At 69.8% G+C, this 19130-nt stretch carries 12 protein-coding genes; 7 read left to right on the top strand and 5 right to left on the bottom strand.

Going from position 1 to position 19130, the window contains the following annotated elements:
* Nucleotides 1-22 precede the first annotated feature (22 nt).
* The 4 genes from G3A44_RS04660 to G3A44_RS04645 all read right to left on the bottom strand — a co-directional run bounded on the left by G3A44_RS04660 (nucleotide 23) and on the right by G3A44_RS04645 (nucleotide 4949).
* Nucleotides 23-1594 (bottom strand): chemotaxis protein CheW, encoded by a 1572-nt coding sequence (locus G3A44_RS04660; protein WP_163456351.1) that lies wholly within the window; start codon nucleotides 1592-1594, stop codon nucleotides 23-25.
* A gap of 17 nt (nucleotides 1595-1611) precedes the next feature.
* Nucleotides 1612-3546: a methyl-accepting chemotaxis protein gene (locus G3A44_RS04655; protein WP_163456350.1), complete on the bottom strand. Its 1935-nt coding sequence runs from the start codon at nucleotides 3544-3546 to the stop codon at nucleotides 1612-1614.
* Nucleotides 3547-3822: 276 nt separating this feature from the next.
* The gene (locus tag G3A44_RS04650) at nucleotides 3823-4566 is read right to left on the bottom strand and encodes an HD domain-containing phosphohydrolase (RefSeq protein WP_163456349.1); all 744 of its coding nucleotides are present in this window, start codon (nucleotides 4564-4566) and stop codon (nucleotides 3823-3825) included.
* A complete protein-coding gene (locus G3A44_RS04645) occupies nucleotides 4563-4949 on the bottom strand; it encodes a response regulator transcription factor (protein WP_163456348.1) in 387 nt (128 codons plus the stop codon). Before G3A44_RS04645 ends, G3A44_RS04650 begins: the two co-directional genes overlap by 4 nt.
* 179 nt (nucleotides 4950-5128) lie before the next feature.
* Between G3A44_RS04645 and serB the strand changes: the two genes are divergently transcribed.
* The 7 genes from serB (at nucleotide 5129) to G3A44_RS04610 (ending at nucleotide 15173) form a co-directional block, all read left to right on the top strand.
* Nucleotides 5129-5839 (top strand): phosphoserine phosphatase SerB, encoded by a 711-nt coding sequence (gene serB, locus G3A44_RS04640; protein WP_163456347.1) that lies wholly within the window; start codon nucleotides 5129-5131, stop codon nucleotides 5837-5839.
* A gap of 102 nt (nucleotides 5840-5941) precedes the next feature.
* Nucleotides 5942-6976 (top strand): CheR family methyltransferase, encoded by a 1035-nt coding sequence (locus G3A44_RS04635; RefSeq protein ID WP_163456346.1) that lies wholly within the window; start codon nucleotides 5942-5944, stop codon nucleotides 6974-6976.
* Between the two features lie 151 nt (nucleotides 6977-7127).
* Complete coding sequence (locus G3A44_RS04630) at nucleotides 7128-7493, top strand: response regulator (protein ID WP_163456345.1); 366 nt, start codon at nucleotides 7128-7130, stop codon at nucleotides 7491-7493.
* 11 nt (nucleotides 7494-7504) lie between these two features.
* The gene (locus G3A44_RS04625; RefSeq protein ID WP_163456344.1) at nucleotides 7505-8779 is read left to right on the top strand and encodes a methyl-accepting chemotaxis protein; all 1275 of its coding nucleotides are present in this window, start codon (nucleotides 7505-7507) and stop codon (nucleotides 8777-8779) included.
* A gap of 14 nt (nucleotides 8780-8793) precedes the next feature.
* Nucleotides 8794-9204, top strand: coding sequence for a response regulator (locus G3A44_RS04620; protein ID WP_163456343.1), 411 nt, complete (start codon nucleotides 8794-8796; stop codon nucleotides 9202-9204).
* 187 nt (nucleotides 9205-9391) lie between these two features.
* A complete protein-coding gene (locus G3A44_RS04615) occupies nucleotides 9392-12424 on the top strand; it encodes a chemotaxis protein CheB (protein WP_163456342.1) in 3033 nt (1010 codons plus the stop codon).
* Entirely contained in the window at nucleotides 12411-15173 is a 2763-nt protein-coding gene (locus G3A44_RS04610; protein ID WP_163456341.1) for a sensor domain-containing protein, read from the top strand. Before G3A44_RS04615 ends, G3A44_RS04610 begins: the two co-directional genes overlap by 14 nt.
* On the opposite strand, the gene hrpA is transcribed toward G3A44_RS04610, so the two are convergent.
* Nucleotides 15163-19128 (bottom strand): ATP-dependent RNA helicase HrpA, encoded by a 3966-nt coding sequence (hrpA, locus tag G3A44_RS04605; RefSeq protein ID WP_163456517.1) that lies wholly within the window; start codon nucleotides 19126-19128, stop codon nucleotides 15163-15165. The genes G3A44_RS04610 and hrpA overlap by 11 nt on opposite strands.
* Nucleotides 19129-19130: the final 2 nt, after the last annotated feature.

The raw sequence follows: 19130 nt of genomic DNA, 5'->3' as shown, positions 1-19130 counted from the left end.
CTCTCACCGCCAAGGGCCGGGATCAGGCGGCCATGGCCGCCATGCCGTTGAGCTCGCCATCGCCCAGCAGGTAGGCCGGGTCGATCAGCTGCAGCATGCGCTTTTGCTTCTCCAGGTTGGCCATGCGTGCCAGCAGGGTGGCCTGCTCGCTGGACAGCTGGGGCGCGGGCTCGATGGCTTGGCGGGGCACCTTGAGCACCTCGGCCACCGCGTCGACGATGAAGCCGGTGCGCACGCCCTGGATGAGGAAGACCACGATGCGCTGCCCGTCGTTGCGGGCCACGGTGGGCAGCCCCAGCCGCCGGCGCAGGTCCACCACCGGCAGCACCGAGCCCCGCAGGTTGATCACCCCCTCCACCGAGGACGGGGCCTTGGGCACATGCGTCAGCACATCGGGCACGCGCACGATTTCCTGCACGCTGTCGATGGGCACGCCGAACTCCTCGGATCCGAGCCGGAAGACGACCACCTGCTCGTCGTCACCGCTGCCCTGGGTGCGGCTGCTGCTGGCCGCCACGGCGGCGTTGGGGTCCTGGTCGCTCACGGTGTCCAAAGCCTCCTGGATGGCGGAATGGCGGAACAGGTTGCCGGTGGAGAGGATGGAGACCAGGCGCTTGCCGCCATCGAGCCGGCAGATGTCGGTGATGTCGGCCAGGTCACCTTGGCGCGCCAGCAGGGCCGGCATGGTCTCGGCGTCCTGCCGGGCCACCCGCAGCACCTCCTTGACGCTGTCGACCACGATGCCCACCGAGGCGCCACCGATGGCCACCACCACGATGCGGCCCTGCTCACCGGTGTCACGTTCGGGCAGGCCGAACATGCGCCGCAAAGCCACCAACGGCAGCAGGCGGTTGCGCAGGGTCATCAGGCCCAGCACATGCGACTGGGCATGCGGCACCTGCACGATCTGCTCGGGGATCTGCACGATCTCCTGCACATCGGCGATGTCGATGGCGTATTCCTGCTCGGCCACGTCAAAGCTGACCAGGTGGAGCTCGTCGTCGGTGACCTCCTCGGCCCCGCCGCCGCCGGAGACCCCGCCCGACATGCCCGCGGCGCGGTGGTTGGCCATTTGGGCGATCTGTGCGAACTCGCGGGCCAGCAGGGCCTCGAAGTTGAGCACCATCACCATGGCGTGGCCGCCGACGTTCTTGATCAGGCCCGACAGCAGGTCGGTGTTGACCGTGGAGCCAATGCCAGCGGTGCCCTCGATCTGGCCCACGTCCACACCCACCACGCTGGCCACCCGGTCCACCACAAAGCCCATGGGCTGGCCGATGTCGATCACCACCGCGCGGGAGGTGTCGTCATGGGCCCGGTCGCCCAAGCCCAGCACCCGCCGCAGCGAGACGATGGGCAGTACCTTGCCGCGCAGGTTGGACAGGCCCTCCAGGGTGGGGGGCGAGAGGGGCACGCGCACCACCTCGGGCACGCGGATGATTTCCTGCACAGGGGCCATCTCGACCGCGAACACCTCGTCGCCGGCCATGAAGGTCACGAACTGCCGGGTGTCACTGGCACTGGACTGCCCGGTGGAGGCGCCGGCGCTGGCCGGCTCCACAGGCGCCAGGTCGTCAGGGTTGTCTCGTCGCATGACGCACTCCCCTGGCTTCAGGCGCTCTGCAGCTCGTCGGCCAGGGAGGAGATCTCCTCGATGGCGGCGGCCAATTCGTCAGCACCCTGAGACTGCTGCTTGGCGGCGGCAGCGGCCTCCTCGGCCGCCTTGGCGGCCTCCTGCGCGGCCGCAGAGATCTGCTCCACCCCCTTCTTGACCTGGGCCACGGCGGCCCCGATCTCGCCGGCGGCGCCCAGGATCTCGTTGGAGGCACGCTCCACCTCCTGCACATCGACCTCAATGGTCTGCAGGCTGGCGGTGGTGGCCTTGGCCTTCTCCACCTCCACCAGGGAGGTGGCCAGGATCTCGTCCAAGTCGCGGCCCACCACGCCAATCTGGTCCTGCACCGCCTTGACCAGGTCCTTGATGCGGTCGGCGTTCTCGGCCGAGTCCTGTGCCAGGTTGCGGATGTCGGTGGCGACCACCACAAAGCCCTTGCCGAACTCGCCCGCCCGCGCTGCTTCGATGCTGCCGTTGACGGCGAGCATATTGGTCTGGATGGAGACTGTGGTGATGGCGTCGACGATCTTGTCGATGCGCCGGCTCACCAGGGCCAGCTCCTTGATCTGCTTGATGCTGACCTTGCTGGCGTCGGCCGAGAGCACGATGTTGCGGATCAGGCTGTCCACCGCCGTCTTGTTGGTGCCCAGCAGCTGGCGGATCGCCCCCACCTTCTCCGCGCTCGTGCGACCGCGCTCCATGGCCAGCTGTGCGCCCTTCTCGATCTGGGTGATGGCGGCGGAGGACTCCTCGGTGGCCGCCGACTGGACTTCGGCGCCCTTTCGGATCTGCTCGATGGCGGCCATGATCTGCGCGCCCGAACGGCTGATCTCCTGCACCGCGCTGGAGAGCTCCTCGGCCGAAGAGGCCACCTCCTCGGCGCTCTTGGCCACATCGGTCGAGTTCTTGAGGTCCTCGGCCAGCTCGGCCAGGGCCTGGGCGGTCTGCTCGCTGGCGGCCAGGGCCTGCGACTGCTCGGAGACGGTCGAGGCCGCCTCCTCGGCGGCGGCCGACTGCTCCTCGGCAGCGGCGGCAATGCTCTCGCTGCCCTTGAGCGCCTGGGCCGAGGCGGTGGCCGACTGGCTGGCGCCGGTGGCGATCTCGGAGACCCCCTTGACGATCTCCACCACGTCCAGCCGAATCTGGTCGAGCTGCTGGGTGATGACCTTGCCGTTCTCCACCTCCACCTCCACCGCCTTGGCGGAGCTGCTGATGCCGTTGGCGATGACCTTGACCTCGCCCTGGATCTGGCCCACCAGGTCCTGGATCTGCTTGGCGCTCTTCTCGCTCGTCTCGGCCAGGGTGCGCACCTCATCGGCCACCACGGCAAAGCCCTTGCCGTGCTGCCCGGCGCGGGCGGCCTCGATGGCAGCGTTCAGGGCCAGCAGGTTGGTCTGGTCGGCAATGCGGGCCACCGCCTTGACGATGTCGCCGATGTTGGCGGCCTGACGTTCCAGCTCGGCCACCATCTCCACCGAGGCGCTCTGGCGCTGCGCCGACACGCCCACGTTGGTGATCAGGTTGGCCACCTCGGTGCTGGTCTTGGCCACCAGGTTCTGGGCGGTCTCGGCACGTGCGCGGCTGGCCTCAGCGTTTTGCAGCTGGCGCACGATGGCGCCCTCCACCTGCTTGAAGGCGGCCAGCGACTCCTGCGCCGCGCCCGAGGCCTCTTCGGCCCCGGTGGCGATCTGGTCAGCGGCGCGCTTGAGCTCCTCGGCGGCCGATGCCGCCTCGGTGATGCCCGAGGACATCTGGGCCGAGGCCGCGGCAATGCGCTCGGCAGCCTGCTGCTGCTTGGCCAGGGTGCGGGCGCGCTTGCGCTGCTGCTCGGCGTCGCGTGCCGCAGACTGGTTCATGCGGGCCGCGCCGTTGACCACTGCGGCCGGCACGGGGGCGGCGGAGGCCGCAGCGGTTTTCTTCACAAGCGCCATGAAAATCTCCTGGGTCAGGTGTACGGGCCCTCCGACAGGCCCAGAAACGTTGCTAAGCCGGCGGCCAGGGTCGCCGCATCTCGTTCGGGCCGGCCCCCCGCGGGCTCGCCCCCCTTCGGCACCAGCCCTGGCCTGGTCCGCTTTCCTCTGGCCTGCGTGCCGGCCCCTGCCGGCTCCGCATCCCTGACCGGTTCACCCCGGCCAGTCATCCGTCGGATATCGACCCGCCAGCCCCGACTTTGAGTCGTGGCAAACCCGGGCAATCGCCCCTGAAGATCAGAAATTCCGGGCCAGTTCGGCCAGCGACGGGCGCTGGTGGCTGAGCTGTGCCATCCAGTCCAGCAGGGCCGACCCCTGCGCCAGGGTCAGCGCCACCAGCGAGGGGTCGAGTTGACGACCGGCCAGCCGGTCGATGTCGCGCCAGAGCAGGCGTCCGGGCATGGGCCCGCCGCGGCTGGGCTGGGTCCAGCCGTCCAGCACGTTGGCCACGGCCGCCAGGCGGGCCGACAGCGGGATGGCCCCACCCCCCAAGCCTTCGGGCAGGCCGGCGCCGTCCCAGCGCTCGCGCCAGGCATAGGCCACCTCGGTGCCCAGCTCCAGCGGGTGGCGCGCGGCCAGGCCCAGGGAACGCGGCCCGGTGGGCACCGCAGCGGCCTCCAAGGCCTGGGAACCGGCCATCCCCTCATCGGGCAGTGGCACATCCTGCACGCCAATGCCAAAAAACAGCGCCGCATTGCGCAGGCAGCGGGCGGGCTCCGCGGCGACCCCCGCCAGCAGGGCCAGCCGTTCGGCCACGCAGCCCACCCGGACCAGATGCGCCACCCGGTCCTCGCTGGCCACCTCAGTGGCCATGGCCAGCTGCAGCTTCTCCTGGTAGGCCTCCTGCAGCGCCACCAGGGCCTGGTCCCGCTCTTTTTGCATGCGCTGGAAGTCCACCAGCAGCCGGCCCATGGCCTGGGTGGCGGCGTCGCCGTAACCCCCATCGCGGCCCGGCAGCCCTGCGCCCGTCAGGGCGTTCATGACGCCACCCCGCGCGACTCGTCGATCAGCTGCCCCACCGTCTCGATCAGCTCGATGGGGCCGAATGGCTTGGCCAGGTAGACCTTGGCGCCAGCCGCCAGGCCGGCCTCCATGTCGCTGTCACGGTCCAGGGCGGTCAGCATGACCACCGGGATGCGGCTCAGGCGTTCATCGGCCTGCAGGGCCTGGCTCACCGCGAGCCCGTTGATGCCCGGCATCATCACGTCGAGCAGGATGAGGTCGGGCTTCTCACGGCGGGCCATGGCCAGGCCCTCCTCGCCGTGGGACGCCTCCAGGACCTCAAAGCCCTCGAACTCCAGCGTCATGCGGATCAGGCGACGGATGTCGGCCTGGTCGTCGATGGTCAGAACCCGTCGCTTCATGTGCAGCTCCTAAGCGTTTTGATGATTCTGGTGGGTGATATCGCCCGCTCACGCCGGCGTTTTAATCATTTTCAGCATTTAAATCGTTTGTCGTGAATTTCTGCGCGGCCCGCGGCCCACACCGCCGGCCGGCGTGACCTGCGCGACAATCGCGCCCCGGTTTCGCCCTCGTCCTGCGCATGAACTCTCAAGCCCTTGCCCCTGGTCTCTACGTCCGTGGCCTCACCCCACCGCTGCGCCTGGCCGACTTCCGGCTGGTCGCCTTTGACATGGACTCCACGCTCATCAACATCGAGTGCGTGGACGAGATCGCCGAGGCCGCCGGGCGCAAGGCCGAGGTGGCCGCCATCACCGAGGCCGCCATGCGCGGCGAGATCACCGACTTCAAGGACAGCCTGCGCCGCCGCGTGGCCCTGCTGGCCGGCGTGCCCGTGACCGCCATGGAGGAGGTCTATGCCCGGCACCTGCAGCTCAACCCCGGCGTTGAGGCCTTTGTCCAGGCCTGCCAGGCCGCAGGCCTCAAGACCCTGCTGGTCTCGGGCGGCTTCACCTTCTTCAGCGACCGCGTGCGCCAGCGCTTGGGCCTGGATTTCGCCCGCGCCAATGTGCTGGAGATCGAGGATGGCCGGCTGACCGGCCGGCTGGTGGACCGGCCGTGGGGCGACATCGTCGACGGCGCCGAGAAGCGCCGCGTGGTGCTGGAGGTCTGTGAGCTGATGGGCGTGGAGCCCGCCCAGGCCATCGCGGTGGGCGACGGGGCCAACGACCTGCCCATGATGCAGGTGGCCGGCCTGTCGGTGGCCTTCCATGCCAAGCCCGCGGTGCGTGAGCAGGCCATGGTGTCCATCGAGTCCGGCGGCATGGACCGGCTGCTGCAACTGCTGACCTGATCATTGGCAAGCCCGGGGGCCAGCCTGGGGGGTGAAGACGGTCCTGTTCGGCGTTTAGGCGGGCCGGTGCTGTCTTCCAATCAGGGGCAGCAAGGAGCCCCGATGAACCCCGCCGTACCGCCAGAACCGGTTGCCTCGTCCGCGCAAGAGCCGCCGCAGGCCCGCGAGACCCCGGGGCCCGAGACGGTGGCAACCGACCCGGTGTCGACGCCAGCCCCAGGCGACACGGCCCCACCCGCCAGCGAAGCCCCTAGCCCCACGGCATTCGACGCGGCACAGACGTCCTTCAACGAGGCCGAGTACCTGCGCTTTGTCGAGTACCTGCAGCACCGCACCGGCCTGAGCTTTGGCCTGAGCAAGCGCTACTACGTGGAGAAGCGCCTGCACGCGCGCATGGGCGACCGGCCCGAACTGGACTTTGACGCCTGGTTCGCCACCCTGCATGCCGACCCGGAGGGTGCGGCCTGGCAGGACGTCATCAACACGATGACGGTCAACGAGACCTACTTCTACCGGGAGCCGCACCAGTTCGAATGCATGAGCCGCCACCTGCTCGACGAGCGGCTCCGGGATCGGCAGGTGGACGCCCCCCCCGGCCCGCTGCGGGTGTGGTCCATGCCCTCCTCCACCGGCGAGGAGCCCTACTCCATTGCCATCTGGCTGCTGGAGCACTGGCCCGGCCTGGCCGAGCATGACGTGGAGATCCTGGCCTCGGACATCGACACCCGGGTGCTGGAGGCGGCCGAGCGCGGCGAATTCAGCGCCCGCTCGGTGGCCCGGCTGCCCCGCCCGGTGCTGGACCGGCATTTCGCCCCCCTGGATGAAGGCAGCTGGCGCATCGACCGCGAGCTGGTGGCCTCGGTCCAGTTCAGCCGCCACAACCTGTGTGACCCCCAGGACCTGCCCCAGGCGCTGGACCTCATCTTCTGCCGCAACCTGCTGATTTACTTCGACGACAGCACGCAGCTCAGGGTGCTGTCCACCTTGTTTGACGCCCTGACCCCGGGGGGCTTTCTCTGCCTGGGCCATGCCGAGATCTTGCCGCGCCACGGACCGCCCTTCGTGACACGGCGCTTCCCTCAGGGTGTGGTCTACCAGCGGCCCCTGGCCCCGCCGACGGCTGCACCGCCCCCCTGAGACCTTGGACACGGCGACTGGGACTTGGTGTAAGTCCCCGCTCAAGTCCCCCGCGCCACGGCCGTAAACGCGAAGGAGTGAGGCATGGATGCGGGCACACGCGGCACGGAGGGCTGCACAGCCGGTTCTCCCTTGGACATGAAGGACTAGCATGAAGAGCGTGTTTCTGGTGGACGACTCGGCCACCATGCTGATGAGCCTGAAGGGCACCCTGGAGATCAGCGGCTTCAAGGTGGAGACCGCCAACGACGGGGATGTGGCGCTCACCAAGCTCAAGGGCGGGCTCAAGCCTGACCTCATCATCACCGACATCAACATGCCACGCATGGACGGCATCACGCTCATCCGCGAGGCCCGCAAGATGCTGCGCTTCACGCCGATCCTGGCGCTCACCACCGAGAGCCAGCAGGTCAAGCGCGACGAGGCCAAGAAGAACGGCGCCACCGGCTGGCTGGTCAAGCCGGTGGGTGGTGCGGAACTGGTCAAGGTGATCAAGCAGGTCCTGCCGGGCGCCTGAAGGGGCTGGGGATGAACAACGACGAGCAGCAAAGCGGCCCGCAAGGGTCGGAGCGTCAGAGCCCGGCACGGGCCTGGCATATGGCCCTGGCGGTGACAGGCGTGGCGGGCCTGGTGGCGGCCTCCTGGTTCTGGCCGGAGATGGTGGATCCGGGCCATGCCGTGGCGCTGCTGGCCGGCCTGCTCGGTGGCAGCGCCATGCAGTTGCGGCCCCGCAAGGTCAAGCTGGGGCGCAACCTGCGGGCCACGGAGGTCGTCATCCAGGACATCAGCACCCTGCGCCAGGCCTTCGGGGTGCTCAAGCAGCAGGTCAGCGCCACCATCCAGACCTCCGAGACCGCCGTCATGTCGATGATGGAGCGCATGAACCGGGTGCATGCCAACGCCGTGGACCTGCGCGGCCGGGTGATGCATGCAGTGGAGCGCTCGCACAGCCTGTCGGCCGACTCCCTGACCCGCGCCGGCGAACACGGGCAGGCGGTGGCCAGCCTGGCCGAACACCAGCGCCAGTTTGAAGAGGCCCGCCAGCGCAACCAAGACCGGGTGCGCGCGGTGGCTGAGCAGGTGCGCCAGCTCACCCCGCTGGCCGCCCTGATTGCCGACATCTCCCGCCAGACCAACCTGCTGGCCATCAACGCCAGCATCGAGGCGGCACGGGCCGGCCATGAAGGGGCCGGCTTCAAGGTGGTGGCCGCCGAGGTGCGCCGCCTGTCCACCCAAACGGCCGAGGCCGCCCGTCAGATCACCGAGGGCATCACCGCCGCTGCGCAGACCATCGACGAAGAGGTCAACAGCGCCGACCACCTGCAGGCCGAGGGCGCGGCACAACAACTGGGCGAGATCGCCCGCCACATCCAGACCATGAGCGAGACCCTGGGCGACGTGGTGCCCTACCTCAGCGAGCTGTCCACCAACATGGAGGCCGGCATGCAGGTGGTGACCACCGACATCATCGACACCCTGGGGGACATGCAGTTCCAGGACATCAACCGCCAGCTGCTCGAACAGATCAACACCGCGCTCAGCAGCCTGTCGGACCACTTCTCGCAGCTCTACCAGCTCATCGATGGCGAGGCCCCGCCGCCGCCGGTGCTGCTGGAGGAACTGCTGAGCCTGTGGACGCAGAACTACGTGATGCACTCCCAGCGGGTGGCCCATGCCCAGGCGCTGGGCCACCAGATTCCCAAGGAAGAGGTCCGCCGCGTTCCTGATGAGCTGCCCGACGGGCAGCAGGACCGCAACCTCACCCTGGCCACCCAACACGGCCCCCGCATCGAGCTGTTCTGACGCCGGAGCACCCCATGGCCCTGATCCTTGTCGTGGACGATTCCTCCACCATGCGGCGCAGCCTGCAGATGTCGCTGGAGCTCTCCGGCTACCGCGTGGTCACCGCCCCGGACGGCCAGGCCGCCCTGGAACTGCTGCAGCAGGGACTGCGCCCGGACCTGATGCTGACCGACATCGTCATGCCCCGGTTGGACGGTCTCAAGCTCATCCCCCAGGCCCGACAGATTCTGCGCTTCACGCCCATCATCGCGCTGACCACCCAAGGCCAGCGCGCCCAACGCGAGCAGGCCCGCCAAGCCGGCGCCACCGCCTGGCTGGTCAAGCCCGTGGGGGGCACCGAGCTGGCGCAGCTGCTGCGCAACTACCTGCCGGTGGGCGCCGCACCGGCCACGTCCGCAACGGGCGCCTCCCCGGAAGGGGGCTGAGCGTCACCAGACCGTGGGACAGGCAGGCGACCTGTCCCCTCGGCCCTGTGCCCCCCGGGTGGATCCTGTCCCGAATCAGGACAAAAGGTGGAATGATCTGGCGTGCGTACGGCTAGAGTCGGCTCCAAGAGTCGGCACTACCCGCGTCACACCGGCGCAGCCCCCCCTAGCCGGCCACAGGGAGCCCATGACCCACCCCCTGCCACCCGGCGATGACACCGCCATGGCGTTGGCGTCGACGCCTGCCCAAGGCACCCGCGACGCGTTATCCCAGGCACCGGCCGCACCAGTTGCCTTGCCAACGCCCCCTTCCGACACCGTTCCGCTGGTGGTGTTGGGCGCCTCCGCAGGCGGACTGGATGCACTGGTGCAGTTCTTCAGCGCCTGCCCAACCCGCACCGGCGTGGCCTGGGTGGTCATCCAGCACCTGCTGCCCGACCACCGCTCCATGATGGACAGCCTGCTGGCGCGGCATACCACCCTGCCCGTGGCCCTGGCGGAGGACGGGCAGGTCCTGCAGCCCGATCGGGTGGCCCTGATTCCACCGGGCAAGCTCATGGAACTGCAAAACGGTTGCCTGCGCCTGCAGGACCGGCCCGCCGGCGCGTTCTCGCTGCCCATCGACCTGTTCCTTCACAGCGCAGCCGCTGCCTTGGGGCCACGCTGCGTGGCCGTGGTGCTGTCAGGCACGGGCTCCGACGGCAGCCGGGGCGTGGTCGCCCTCAACGAAGCCTGCGGCCTGGTGCTGGCCCAGGCGCCCCAGGACGCGCGCTTCGATGGCATGCCGCGGGCAGCCATGGACACCGGCGTGGTGGACGCCGTGCTGCCGGCCGCAGAGCTGCCGGCCGCCGCCTTGCGTTTTTTGGCCCCCTGGCGCCAGGATGCAGAGGCTGTGCTGGCCGCAGGGCCGGCGGTCTGCCTGCCCACCGGCCTGGCTGGGGTGGTCGCACTGCTGCTCGAACACTGCGGACTGGATTTCGGCGACTACAAGCCCGCCACCCTGCAGCGCCGCCTGCAGCGCCGCCAGATGCTGCTGCAGTTGCCGGTGCTGGACGACTACCTGCAGCGCCTGCAGGACGACCCGGAGGAGCTGCGCCAGCTCCACCGCGACCTGCTCATTGGCGTGACGCACTTCTTCCGCGATCCCGAGGTTTGGGAGCAATGGCGCGTGCAGGTCATCGCGCCACTGGTGGCCGCCCGCCGGCGCCACCAGACCCTGCGGGTGTGGCTGGCCGGTGTGGCCACCGGTGAGGAGGCCTACTCCGTGGCCATGCTGATCACCGAGGAGTTCGAGCGCCAGCAGCGCGGCTGCCAGCTCAAGATCTTCGCCACCGACGTCTCGCCCCACCATGTCGAGGCCGCCAGCCTGGGCCTGTACGGTGATGCCGCACTGGCCGAGCTCGATCTTGCCCGCCGGGCGCGGCATTTCCAGCCCCACGGCAAGGGCCTGTGGCAGGTGCGGCCCGAGCTGCGGGCGCAGGTGGTGTTCGCCCAGCACAACCTGCTGGGCGACCCCCCCTTCACCCGCATGGACCTGGTGGTCTGCCGCAACACCCTCATCTATTTCAACGCCGCGGCGCAGGAGCGGGCGCTGGCCAGGCTGCACTTTGCGCTGAGCCCCGGCGGCCACCTGCTGCTGGGCCCCAGCGAGTCCCTGGGCCCGCTGGAGTCGGCCTTCCGGACCGTGGATGGCCGGGCCAAGCTGTACCGACGCCTGGCCGGCGCGGCCCTGCCCGCCATGCTGCACAAGGGCGGTCTGGGCCTGTCAGCGGGCACCCGGCGCGGCCGTGGGCCAGGCGAGGCCCCCAGCGACGGCCTGGACGCCGACCCGGTGCAGCTGGCGCAGGCGGCGCTGTGCGCCCAGCACCTGCCTCCGGCGGTGCTGGTGGACGGCCAGGGCCAAGTGCTGCACTTCTTTGGCGACCTCTCGCCGTGGATGGTTCCGCGCGAAGGCCAGGCCACCCTGCAGCTGCTGCGCCTGCTGCCTACAGGCTTGGCAGGTCCGGCCCTGGCGCTGGTGCATCAGGTGCGCCAGCACCGGCTGCCCGCCAGCACCGTGCTGGCCTGGCCCCCTAACGCCGCGGCCCCCGCCTCTCCTGCCAGCGGCAAGGCCGACGCCCACGCCCCACTGCTGCGCCTGCAGGCCTTGCCGGTGTCCACCGACCTGGTCACGCTGAGTTTTGACGCCCAGTGCGCCCTGCAGGAAGCACCCGCCACCGTCAGCCCCGACCTGCTGGCCGCAGAGCGCCTGGCCGACCTGCAACAGGAGCTGGACCATGCCCGGGCCGACCTGCAGGCCGTGCTGGAGGAGATGGAGACTTCGCACGAGGAAATCCAGGCCACCAACGAGGAGCTGATCTCCGCCAACGAGGAGCTGCAAAGCAGCAACGAGGAACTGCAGGCCCTCAACGAGGAGCTGCACACGGTCAATGCCGAGTACGAGAGCAAGCTGGCCCAGCTGCACCGCGCCCATGCCGACCTGGAGAGCATGGAGCGTGCAGTAGGCGTGGCCACGCTGTTTGTGGACGACCACCTGCGCTTGACCCGCTTCAGTCCCGAGGCCGCCCGGCTGTTCCGGCTGCAGGCCGGCGATCTGGGTCGGCGACTGGACGATTTCAGCCACGACCTGCTCTATCCGACCCTGGTGGAGGACCTGCAGCACACGCTGGAGCACCAGCAGCCGGTGGAGCGGCCAATCAGCCACCGAGACGGCCAACGCGGCTACCTGGCCCGCATCCAGAGCTACCGCATCCCCTCCCGGGCCCTGGCCGGCGCGGTGCTGAGCTTCACCGACGTCACCGCCCTGCAAGACGCCCGTCGGCTGCAGAGCATCTTGGACGCCCTGCCCGAGCATATTGCCGTGCTGGACGAGGCCGGCACTATCCGGCTGGTCAACCAGGCCTGGCGCCGCTTTGCCGCTGCCAACGGCGACCCGGGCTTGCGTCACAGCGGTCCGGGCATCAACTACCTGCAGATCTGCAACGCCGCCGAAGAAGGGGGCGACGCCCGCCACGCCGCCTTCGGCCTGCGCGAGGTGCTGGGCGGCACCCGAGACAGCTTCAGCCTGCGCTACCCCTGCCATACCGACACCGAGCGGCGCTGGTTTGTCATGAACGTCGCGCCCCTGCAGGGCCATGGGTTTGGCGCCGTGGTCAGCCACACCAACATCACAAGCTGGTACCAGCAGCCGTCGCCCGCCAAGCCCCATGACCCGCGCTGAAAACACCCCCATGCCGCGCCGGGCCATGATCGAGGCCCTGGCGGCGCACCTGCAGGCGAGGCCCGTCGATCCCGCCGTGACCCGGGCCCTGCTAGAACGGCTGCAGCTCTACCAAGCCGAACTGGAAGCCCAGAACGAGGAGCTCCGAGTCACCCAGCAGCAGCTGGCCGAGACCAGCGCACAGCAGCAGCAACTGTTTGACGCGCTGCCCGCCCCGGCCCTGGTGGTGGACACGCAGGACCGGGTGTGCCAACTCAACGCGGCGGCGCAGCGGTGGCTGGGTTGGACTCAGACTGAGGGGCCCGTCCCGCTGGTCCAGTTGCTGCAGCGCGTGCATGCCGACACGCCCGCTGCCTTGTGGCAGGCCGCGCACGGCGAATGGTCCAGCGAGCCAGGTGGCCCGCCCACCGGACTGCCTGTGCGCCTGGGCCCCACCGGGGCCGGCCTGCCCCATACCTTGATGAGCCTGCCGCTGGGCTCGGCGTTTGAGGTGGCGCCGCGGCGCATGCTGCTCTTCATTGACCGCAGCGCAGAGCTGCTTCAAACGTGGCAGGCACGGGTGAATGCCGCGCTGCTGGCGCTTCGCCAGGTCGAAGCCGCCGGCCCGGGCCCGCTGCTCGAACAGGCGGGCGCCGCGCTGGCCGCCCTGTGTGAAGCGCCGGTGTGGCAGATCCGCCCCCTACCGGAGGTGCCGGGGTGGCCCTCTCGCGGCAGCCGGCTGCCCGCCAGCTTGAGCTGGGTGGACCTGGAGGCCTGGCTGGGCAGCCTGGCGGCCTCAGCGCCATCCGGCGGACCGCTGACGGTGCGGCAGGACCTGCGGCGCCCGCCCCGACCCGCCCCGCGTGCCGCGGGAACGTCGCGGCACGACGCCTGCCTGCTGCTGCTTCACCTCCACGGACAGGAGCAGGGCCATCCCCCGCTGCAGCTGGCGCTGCTGCGCGAGGACGCGCCGTTCCGCCCCACCGAGGTCGAGGCCGCACAACGTCTGGCCGCCGAGCTGAGCACCCTGCTGGAACGCGGCCAGCGCCTGCGTGCCTTGCGCCGGCTCTCACAGGCCATCGGCCAAACGCACGAAGGCATCTTCATCGCCGACGCCCAAGGGCGCCTGGCCTACGTGAACCCTGGCCTGGAGGCCATGGCCGGGCGACCGGCCAGCGTCTTGCTGGGCGCGCCCTGGCAGGCCTTGGGCCTGCACGGCGAGCAACTGCCCCACCTCGGCCTGGAGGTGCAGGCGCTGCGCGCCGGTGAGGGCCAGTGGTCCGGCGAAGTCTGGCTGCAACCCGCCAGCGGCCCCGCCATCCCGGTGTGGCTGCTGCTGTCGGCCGGACCGCCAGGTGACGGCCTGGGCGCCGACGTGCTGGGCACGGTGCAGGACCTGCGCCAGCGCAAGGCCGATGCCGATCGCATCCATCAACTGGCCTTCTACGATCCGCTGACCGGGCTGCCCAACCGCCGCCTGCTGCAAGACCGCCTGCGCCGGGCCCTGGCCCGGCAACGCCGGCACGGCGTGCAGGCGGTGGTGTTCTTCATCGACCTGGACGACTTCAAACGTGTCAACGACGTGCTGGGCCACGACCAGGGCGATGCCCTGCTGCTGCACGTGGCCCTGCAGATCAAGAGCTGCCTGCGGACCAACGACACGGTGGCGCGACTGGGCGGGGACGAGTTTGTAGTGCTCACGGAGCTGCCCGCCCAGGAGCCGGCGCGACTGCCCCTGGCCGCCGAGCACATCGCCCAGAAGCTCATGCGCGCGGTGGGTCAGCCGGTGTGGCTGCGCGAGCAGCGGGTGACCGTCACCCCCAGCATCGGCATCACCTTGCTGAACGAGCCTTCGCTGACGGTGGAGGACGTGCTCAAGCAGGCCGACCTGGCCATGTACCGGGCCAAGCGGGCCGGCCCCGGCCAATTGCGCTTCTTCAGCCCGGCCATGCAGGCCGAGGCCGAGGCGCGCGCCCGGCTGGAGGCCGATCTGCACGAGGCCCTGGCGCTGGGCGAGCTGGAACTGGTCTACCAACCGCAGGTGGACCGGGCGGGACGCATCACCGGCTGCGAAGGGCTGCTGCGTTGGCGCCATCCGCAGCGGGGCCTGGTGATGCCGGCGGACTTCATCCCGGTGGCCGAGCAGAGCGGTTGCCTGCCGGCCATGGGCCGCTGGGTCATCGAGCAGGCCTGCGCCACCCTGGCGCAATGGCGCCGGATGCCCGCACGCCGGCACTGGACCCTGGCGGTCAACCTGAGCGCGCGCCAGTTTCACGATACCGGCCTGGGCGCCTGGGTACAGGCCTGCCTGCTTCAGCATGAGGTGGCCCCGGGCCGGCTGGAGTTGGAGCTCACCGAGTCCACCCTGGTGGACGATGTGGAATTGGCCAGTGCCCGCATGCGGGAGCTGCGGGACCTGGGCGTGCTGCTGTCGCTGGACGACTTCGGGACCGGCTACTCCTCGCTGGCCTACCTGCAGGCGCTGCCGCTGCACAAGCTCAAGCTGGACCAACGCTTTGTGCGCGAACTGCCCGGCGCCAGTGCCGATGCGGTCATTGCCCGCACGGTCATCGGGTTGGCCCACAGCCTGGGCCTGAAGGCCCTGGCCGAAGGGGTGGAGCAACCGGCCCAACTGGCGCTGCTGCAGGAAGCTGGCTGCGACCACTTCCAGGGCTACCTGTTCGGCCATCCCCAGCCCCTCACCGGGCTGCCCGATGTGGGCGCCGCGGGGGCGCTGGCGGCCCCGCCAGCCCCGGGCCTCAGCTGCTGATCTGCGCCCAGGTCTTCTCCAGGCGCTTGACCGACACCGGCTGCGGCGTGCGCAGCTCCTGCGCGAACAGGCTCACCCGCAGCTCCTCCAACTGCCAGCGGAAGTCCTCCAAGCGGGCATCGGCCTGACCCTTCAGGTCGGCCTGGCGGCGCAGCAGGCGCTGCTCCAGCGGGCGCAACTCCGCCAGGCGCTGGGCGTCACGTTCGGGATCGGCGCGCAGCTTGTCCAGGCGCATCACGATGGCCTTGAGGTAGCGGGCGTAGTGCTGCAACTGGACCCACGGGATCTGCACCACGAAGCGCTTGGGGCACAGGCGCTGCAGCTGGGCGGTGATGTCCTCGGCCACCTCCTTGGGTGGCCGGGCGTCCTTGAGCTTGCGGCTGGCCGCGGCGTACTCCACCAGCACCACACCGGCCAGCTTGGCCACCTCCTGGGCGATCAGGTTCAGGCGGCCACGGCCCTCCTCCACCCGGCGGGTGAAGCTGGCCGCGTCCTGCGGCAAGGGCTCTTGAAGAAAGGCACGCTCCAGCGCCACGTCGATGATCTGCACCTTCAGCTCCTCGGCCGTGCCCAGGGGCATGAAGAGCACGCCCATCTGGGTCAGGCCCGGGATGTTCTTCTCCAGGTACTTCAAGGGCTCCTTGATCTGCAGCGCCACCAGGCGGCGCAGGCCCGCGCGGTGCCGGCTGGCGGCCACCTCGGGCTCGTCAAAAACCTCGATCTCCACCCGGTCGCCTTTGTCGATCAGGGCCGGAAATCCAATCAAGGTCTGCCCAGCCTTGCGGATCTCCATCAGCTCCGGCAACTCACCAAAGGTCCAGGCGGTATAGCTGGCCGCCGGCGTGTCGGCTGCGACCTTGGGGGCCGGCGCCGACGGGGCCTTGAGACCGGCCACCACCGCCCGCCCGCCACTGGGGGTGGTGATGACCTGCGGCGCGGTGGGCGCCGGCGCCGGCGCGGCCTGCACCTTCAGCGCGGCCAGGGCCTGGAAGGCGCTGCGCGCCTGCGCCCCCAGCTCGGCCTTGAGCGTGGCCAGCTGCCGGCCCATGCCCAGCTGGCGGCCATGCTCGTCCACCACCTTGAAGTTCATGAACAGGTGGGGGCTGAGCTGCTCGAGCTTGAAGTCGTTGCGCTGCACGGCCACCTGGGTGCGCTCGCGCACCGACTTCAGCAGCACGTCCACCAGGTTGCCCTGGGCAAAGGGCGCCAGCTCGCAAAACTCGGCCACGTACTCCGGCAGGGGCACCAGGCGGGCGCGGGGCTTCTGGTGCAAGCTTTTCACCAGGGCCAGCACCTTGGCCTCCAGCATGCCGGGCACCAGCCAGTCGCAGCGCTCCTCGCTGACCTGGTTCAGGGCGTAGATGGGCACGGTGACGGTGACGCCGTCCTTGGCGTCACCCGGCTGATGCAGGTAGCTGGTGGCGCAGTCCACCCCGCCCAGGCGCAGGGTCCGCGGGAAGGTGTTGGTGGTCACGCCGGCGGCCTCATGGCGCATCAGCTCCTCGCGGCTCAGGTGCAGCAGCTTAGGCGCGTCGGCTGTGCGGGCCTGGCTGGCGTGGCGATACCAGCGCTCCAGCGTGGCGCCACTCACCACGTCGGCGGGCAGGTGCTGGTCGTAGTAGGCGTAAATCAGCTCCTCGTCCACCAGCACATCCTGCCGGCGCGACTTGTGCTCCAGCTCCTCCACCTGGGCGATCATGCGGCGGTTGTGTGCCAGGAAGGGCAGCTTGCTCTCCCAATCGCCGGCCACCAGCGCCTGGCGGATGAAGATCTCGCGCGCGGCCTTGGCATCGACCTTGCCAAAGTTCACCTTGCGCTGGTTGTAGATGACGATGCCGTAGAGCGTGGCACGCTCGAAGGCGATCACCTCGGCGGCCTTCTTCTCCCAGTGCGGCTCCAGCAGCTGGGTCTTGATGAGGTGGCCCGCGATGCCTGGCAACCACTGCGGCTCGATGGCGGCCAGACCCCGGCCGTACAGGCGCGTGGTCTCCACCAGCTCGGCGGCCACCAGCCAGCGGCCGGGCTTTTTGGACAGGTGTGCCCCCGGGTGGCGCCAGAACTTGATGCCCCGCGCGCCCAGGTACCACTCCTCGTCGTCGCTCTTGCAGCCGATGTTGCCCAGCAGACCGGCCAGCAGCGCCAGGTGCACCTGCTCGTAGGTGGCGGGGCTGGTGTTCAGGCGCCAGCCGTGCTCGGCCACCACGGTGTGCAGCTGGCTGTGGATGTCGCGCCATTCGCGCACCCGCCGCGGGCTGACGAAGCTGTCGCGCAGGCGCTGCTCCTGCTGGCGGTTGCTGAGCTTGTGGCTGTCCACCGGCGCCGCGCTGCCCGCCGCAACACCGGGTTTGGGCGCATGGCCGTGCTGCCCGCGGCCTTCCTCGATCCAGTGCCAGAGCTTGAGATAGCCCATGAACTCCGAGCGCTCGTCGTCGAACTTCTTGTGCTTCTCGTCGGCAGCCTGCTGCTGGTCCAGCGGGCGATCGCGCACGTCCTGCCCGGTCAGGGCCGAGGCGATGATGAGCACCTCGGTCAGGCTCTCGCGGTTGCGCGCCTCCAGGATCATGCGGCCCACGCGCGGGTCCAGCGGCAGGCGCGACAGCTCCTTGCCAATGGGCGTCAGCTCGTTGGCCTCGTCCACCGCGCCCAGCTCGGCCAGCAGGGCATAGCCGTCGGCGATCGCCTTCTTCGGCGGCGCCTCCAGGAAGGGGAAGTCCTCCACCAGGCCCAGGCCCAGGGCCTTCATGCGCAGGATCACCCCGGCCAGCGAGGAGCGCAGGATCTCGGGGTCGGTGAAGCGCGGCCGGCCCAGAAAGTCCTTCTCGTCATAGAGCCGGATGCAGATACCGTTGGCCACGCGCCCGCAGCGGCCCGCGCGCTGGTTGGCCGCCGCCTGGCTGATGGCCTCCACCTGCAGCTGCTCCACCTTGTTGCGGTAGCTGTAGCGCTTGACCCGGGCCTGGCCCGAATCGATCACATAGCGGATGCCCGGCACGGTGAGTGAGGTCTCGGCCACGTTGGTGGCCAGCACGATGCGCCGGCCGTTGCCGGGCTCAAACACCCGGTCCTGCTCGGCCTGCGACAGGCGGGCGAACAGCGGCAGGATCTCGGCGTGGCGGTGGCGTGGGTCGTGCGCCAGGTGTTTGCGCAGGTGGTCGGCCGCCTCGCGGATCTCCCGCTCGCCGGGCAAGAACACCAAGATGTCACCCGGGCCGCTGCGCCAGAGCTCGTCCACGCCCTCGGCGATGGCATCCAACAGGTCGTAGTCCTTGCTCTCCTCGAACGCCTTGTAGCGCTGCTCCACCGGGAAGGTGCGGCCGCTGACCATGAGCACCGGGGCCGGCCCCCGGCGGGACTCGAAGTGCTTGGCAAAGCGGTCGGCGTCGATGGTGGCCGAGGTGACGATGATCTTCAGATCCGGCCGGCGCGGCAGGATCTGACGCAGGTAGCCCAGCAGGAAGTCGATGTTCAGGCTGCGCTCATGGGCCTCGTCGATGATGAGGGTGTCATAGGCCTTGAGCAGCGGGTCGGTCTGGGTTTCGGCCAGCAAGATGCCGTCGGTCATCAGCTTGACCGAGGCGCCGGGCTGCAGCCGGTCTTGGAAGCGCACCTTGTAGCCCACCACCTCGCCCAGGGGCGACTTCAGCTCCTCGGCAATGCGCTTGGCCACCGAGCTGGCCGCAATACGCCGTGGCTGGGTGTGGCCAATCAGGCCCGTGCCGCCCGCGCCCCAACCGCGGCCCAGGGCCAGCGCGATCTTGGGCAGCTGGGTGGTCTTGCCCGAGCCGGTCTCACCGCAGACGATGACCACCTGGTGCTCCCGCAGCGCCTGCTCGATCTCTTCACGCCGGGCCGAGACGGGCAGGCCTTCAGGAAAGGTGATGGGCGGAACCGGATTGGCGGGACGCGGCGCACGGGCGCCGGAGCCCCGGGTCGCGCGTGGGGCAGGCGCCGGCAGGG

The sequence above is a fragment of the Ideonella livida genome (assembly GCF_010499455.1).
Lineage (GTDB): Bacteria > Pseudomonadota > Gammaproteobacteria > Burkholderiales > Burkholderiaceae_C > Ideonella > Ideonella livida.
Note: the sequence above shows the minus strand (reverse complement) of the source record. Positions and strands in the feature narration are given on the sequence as shown.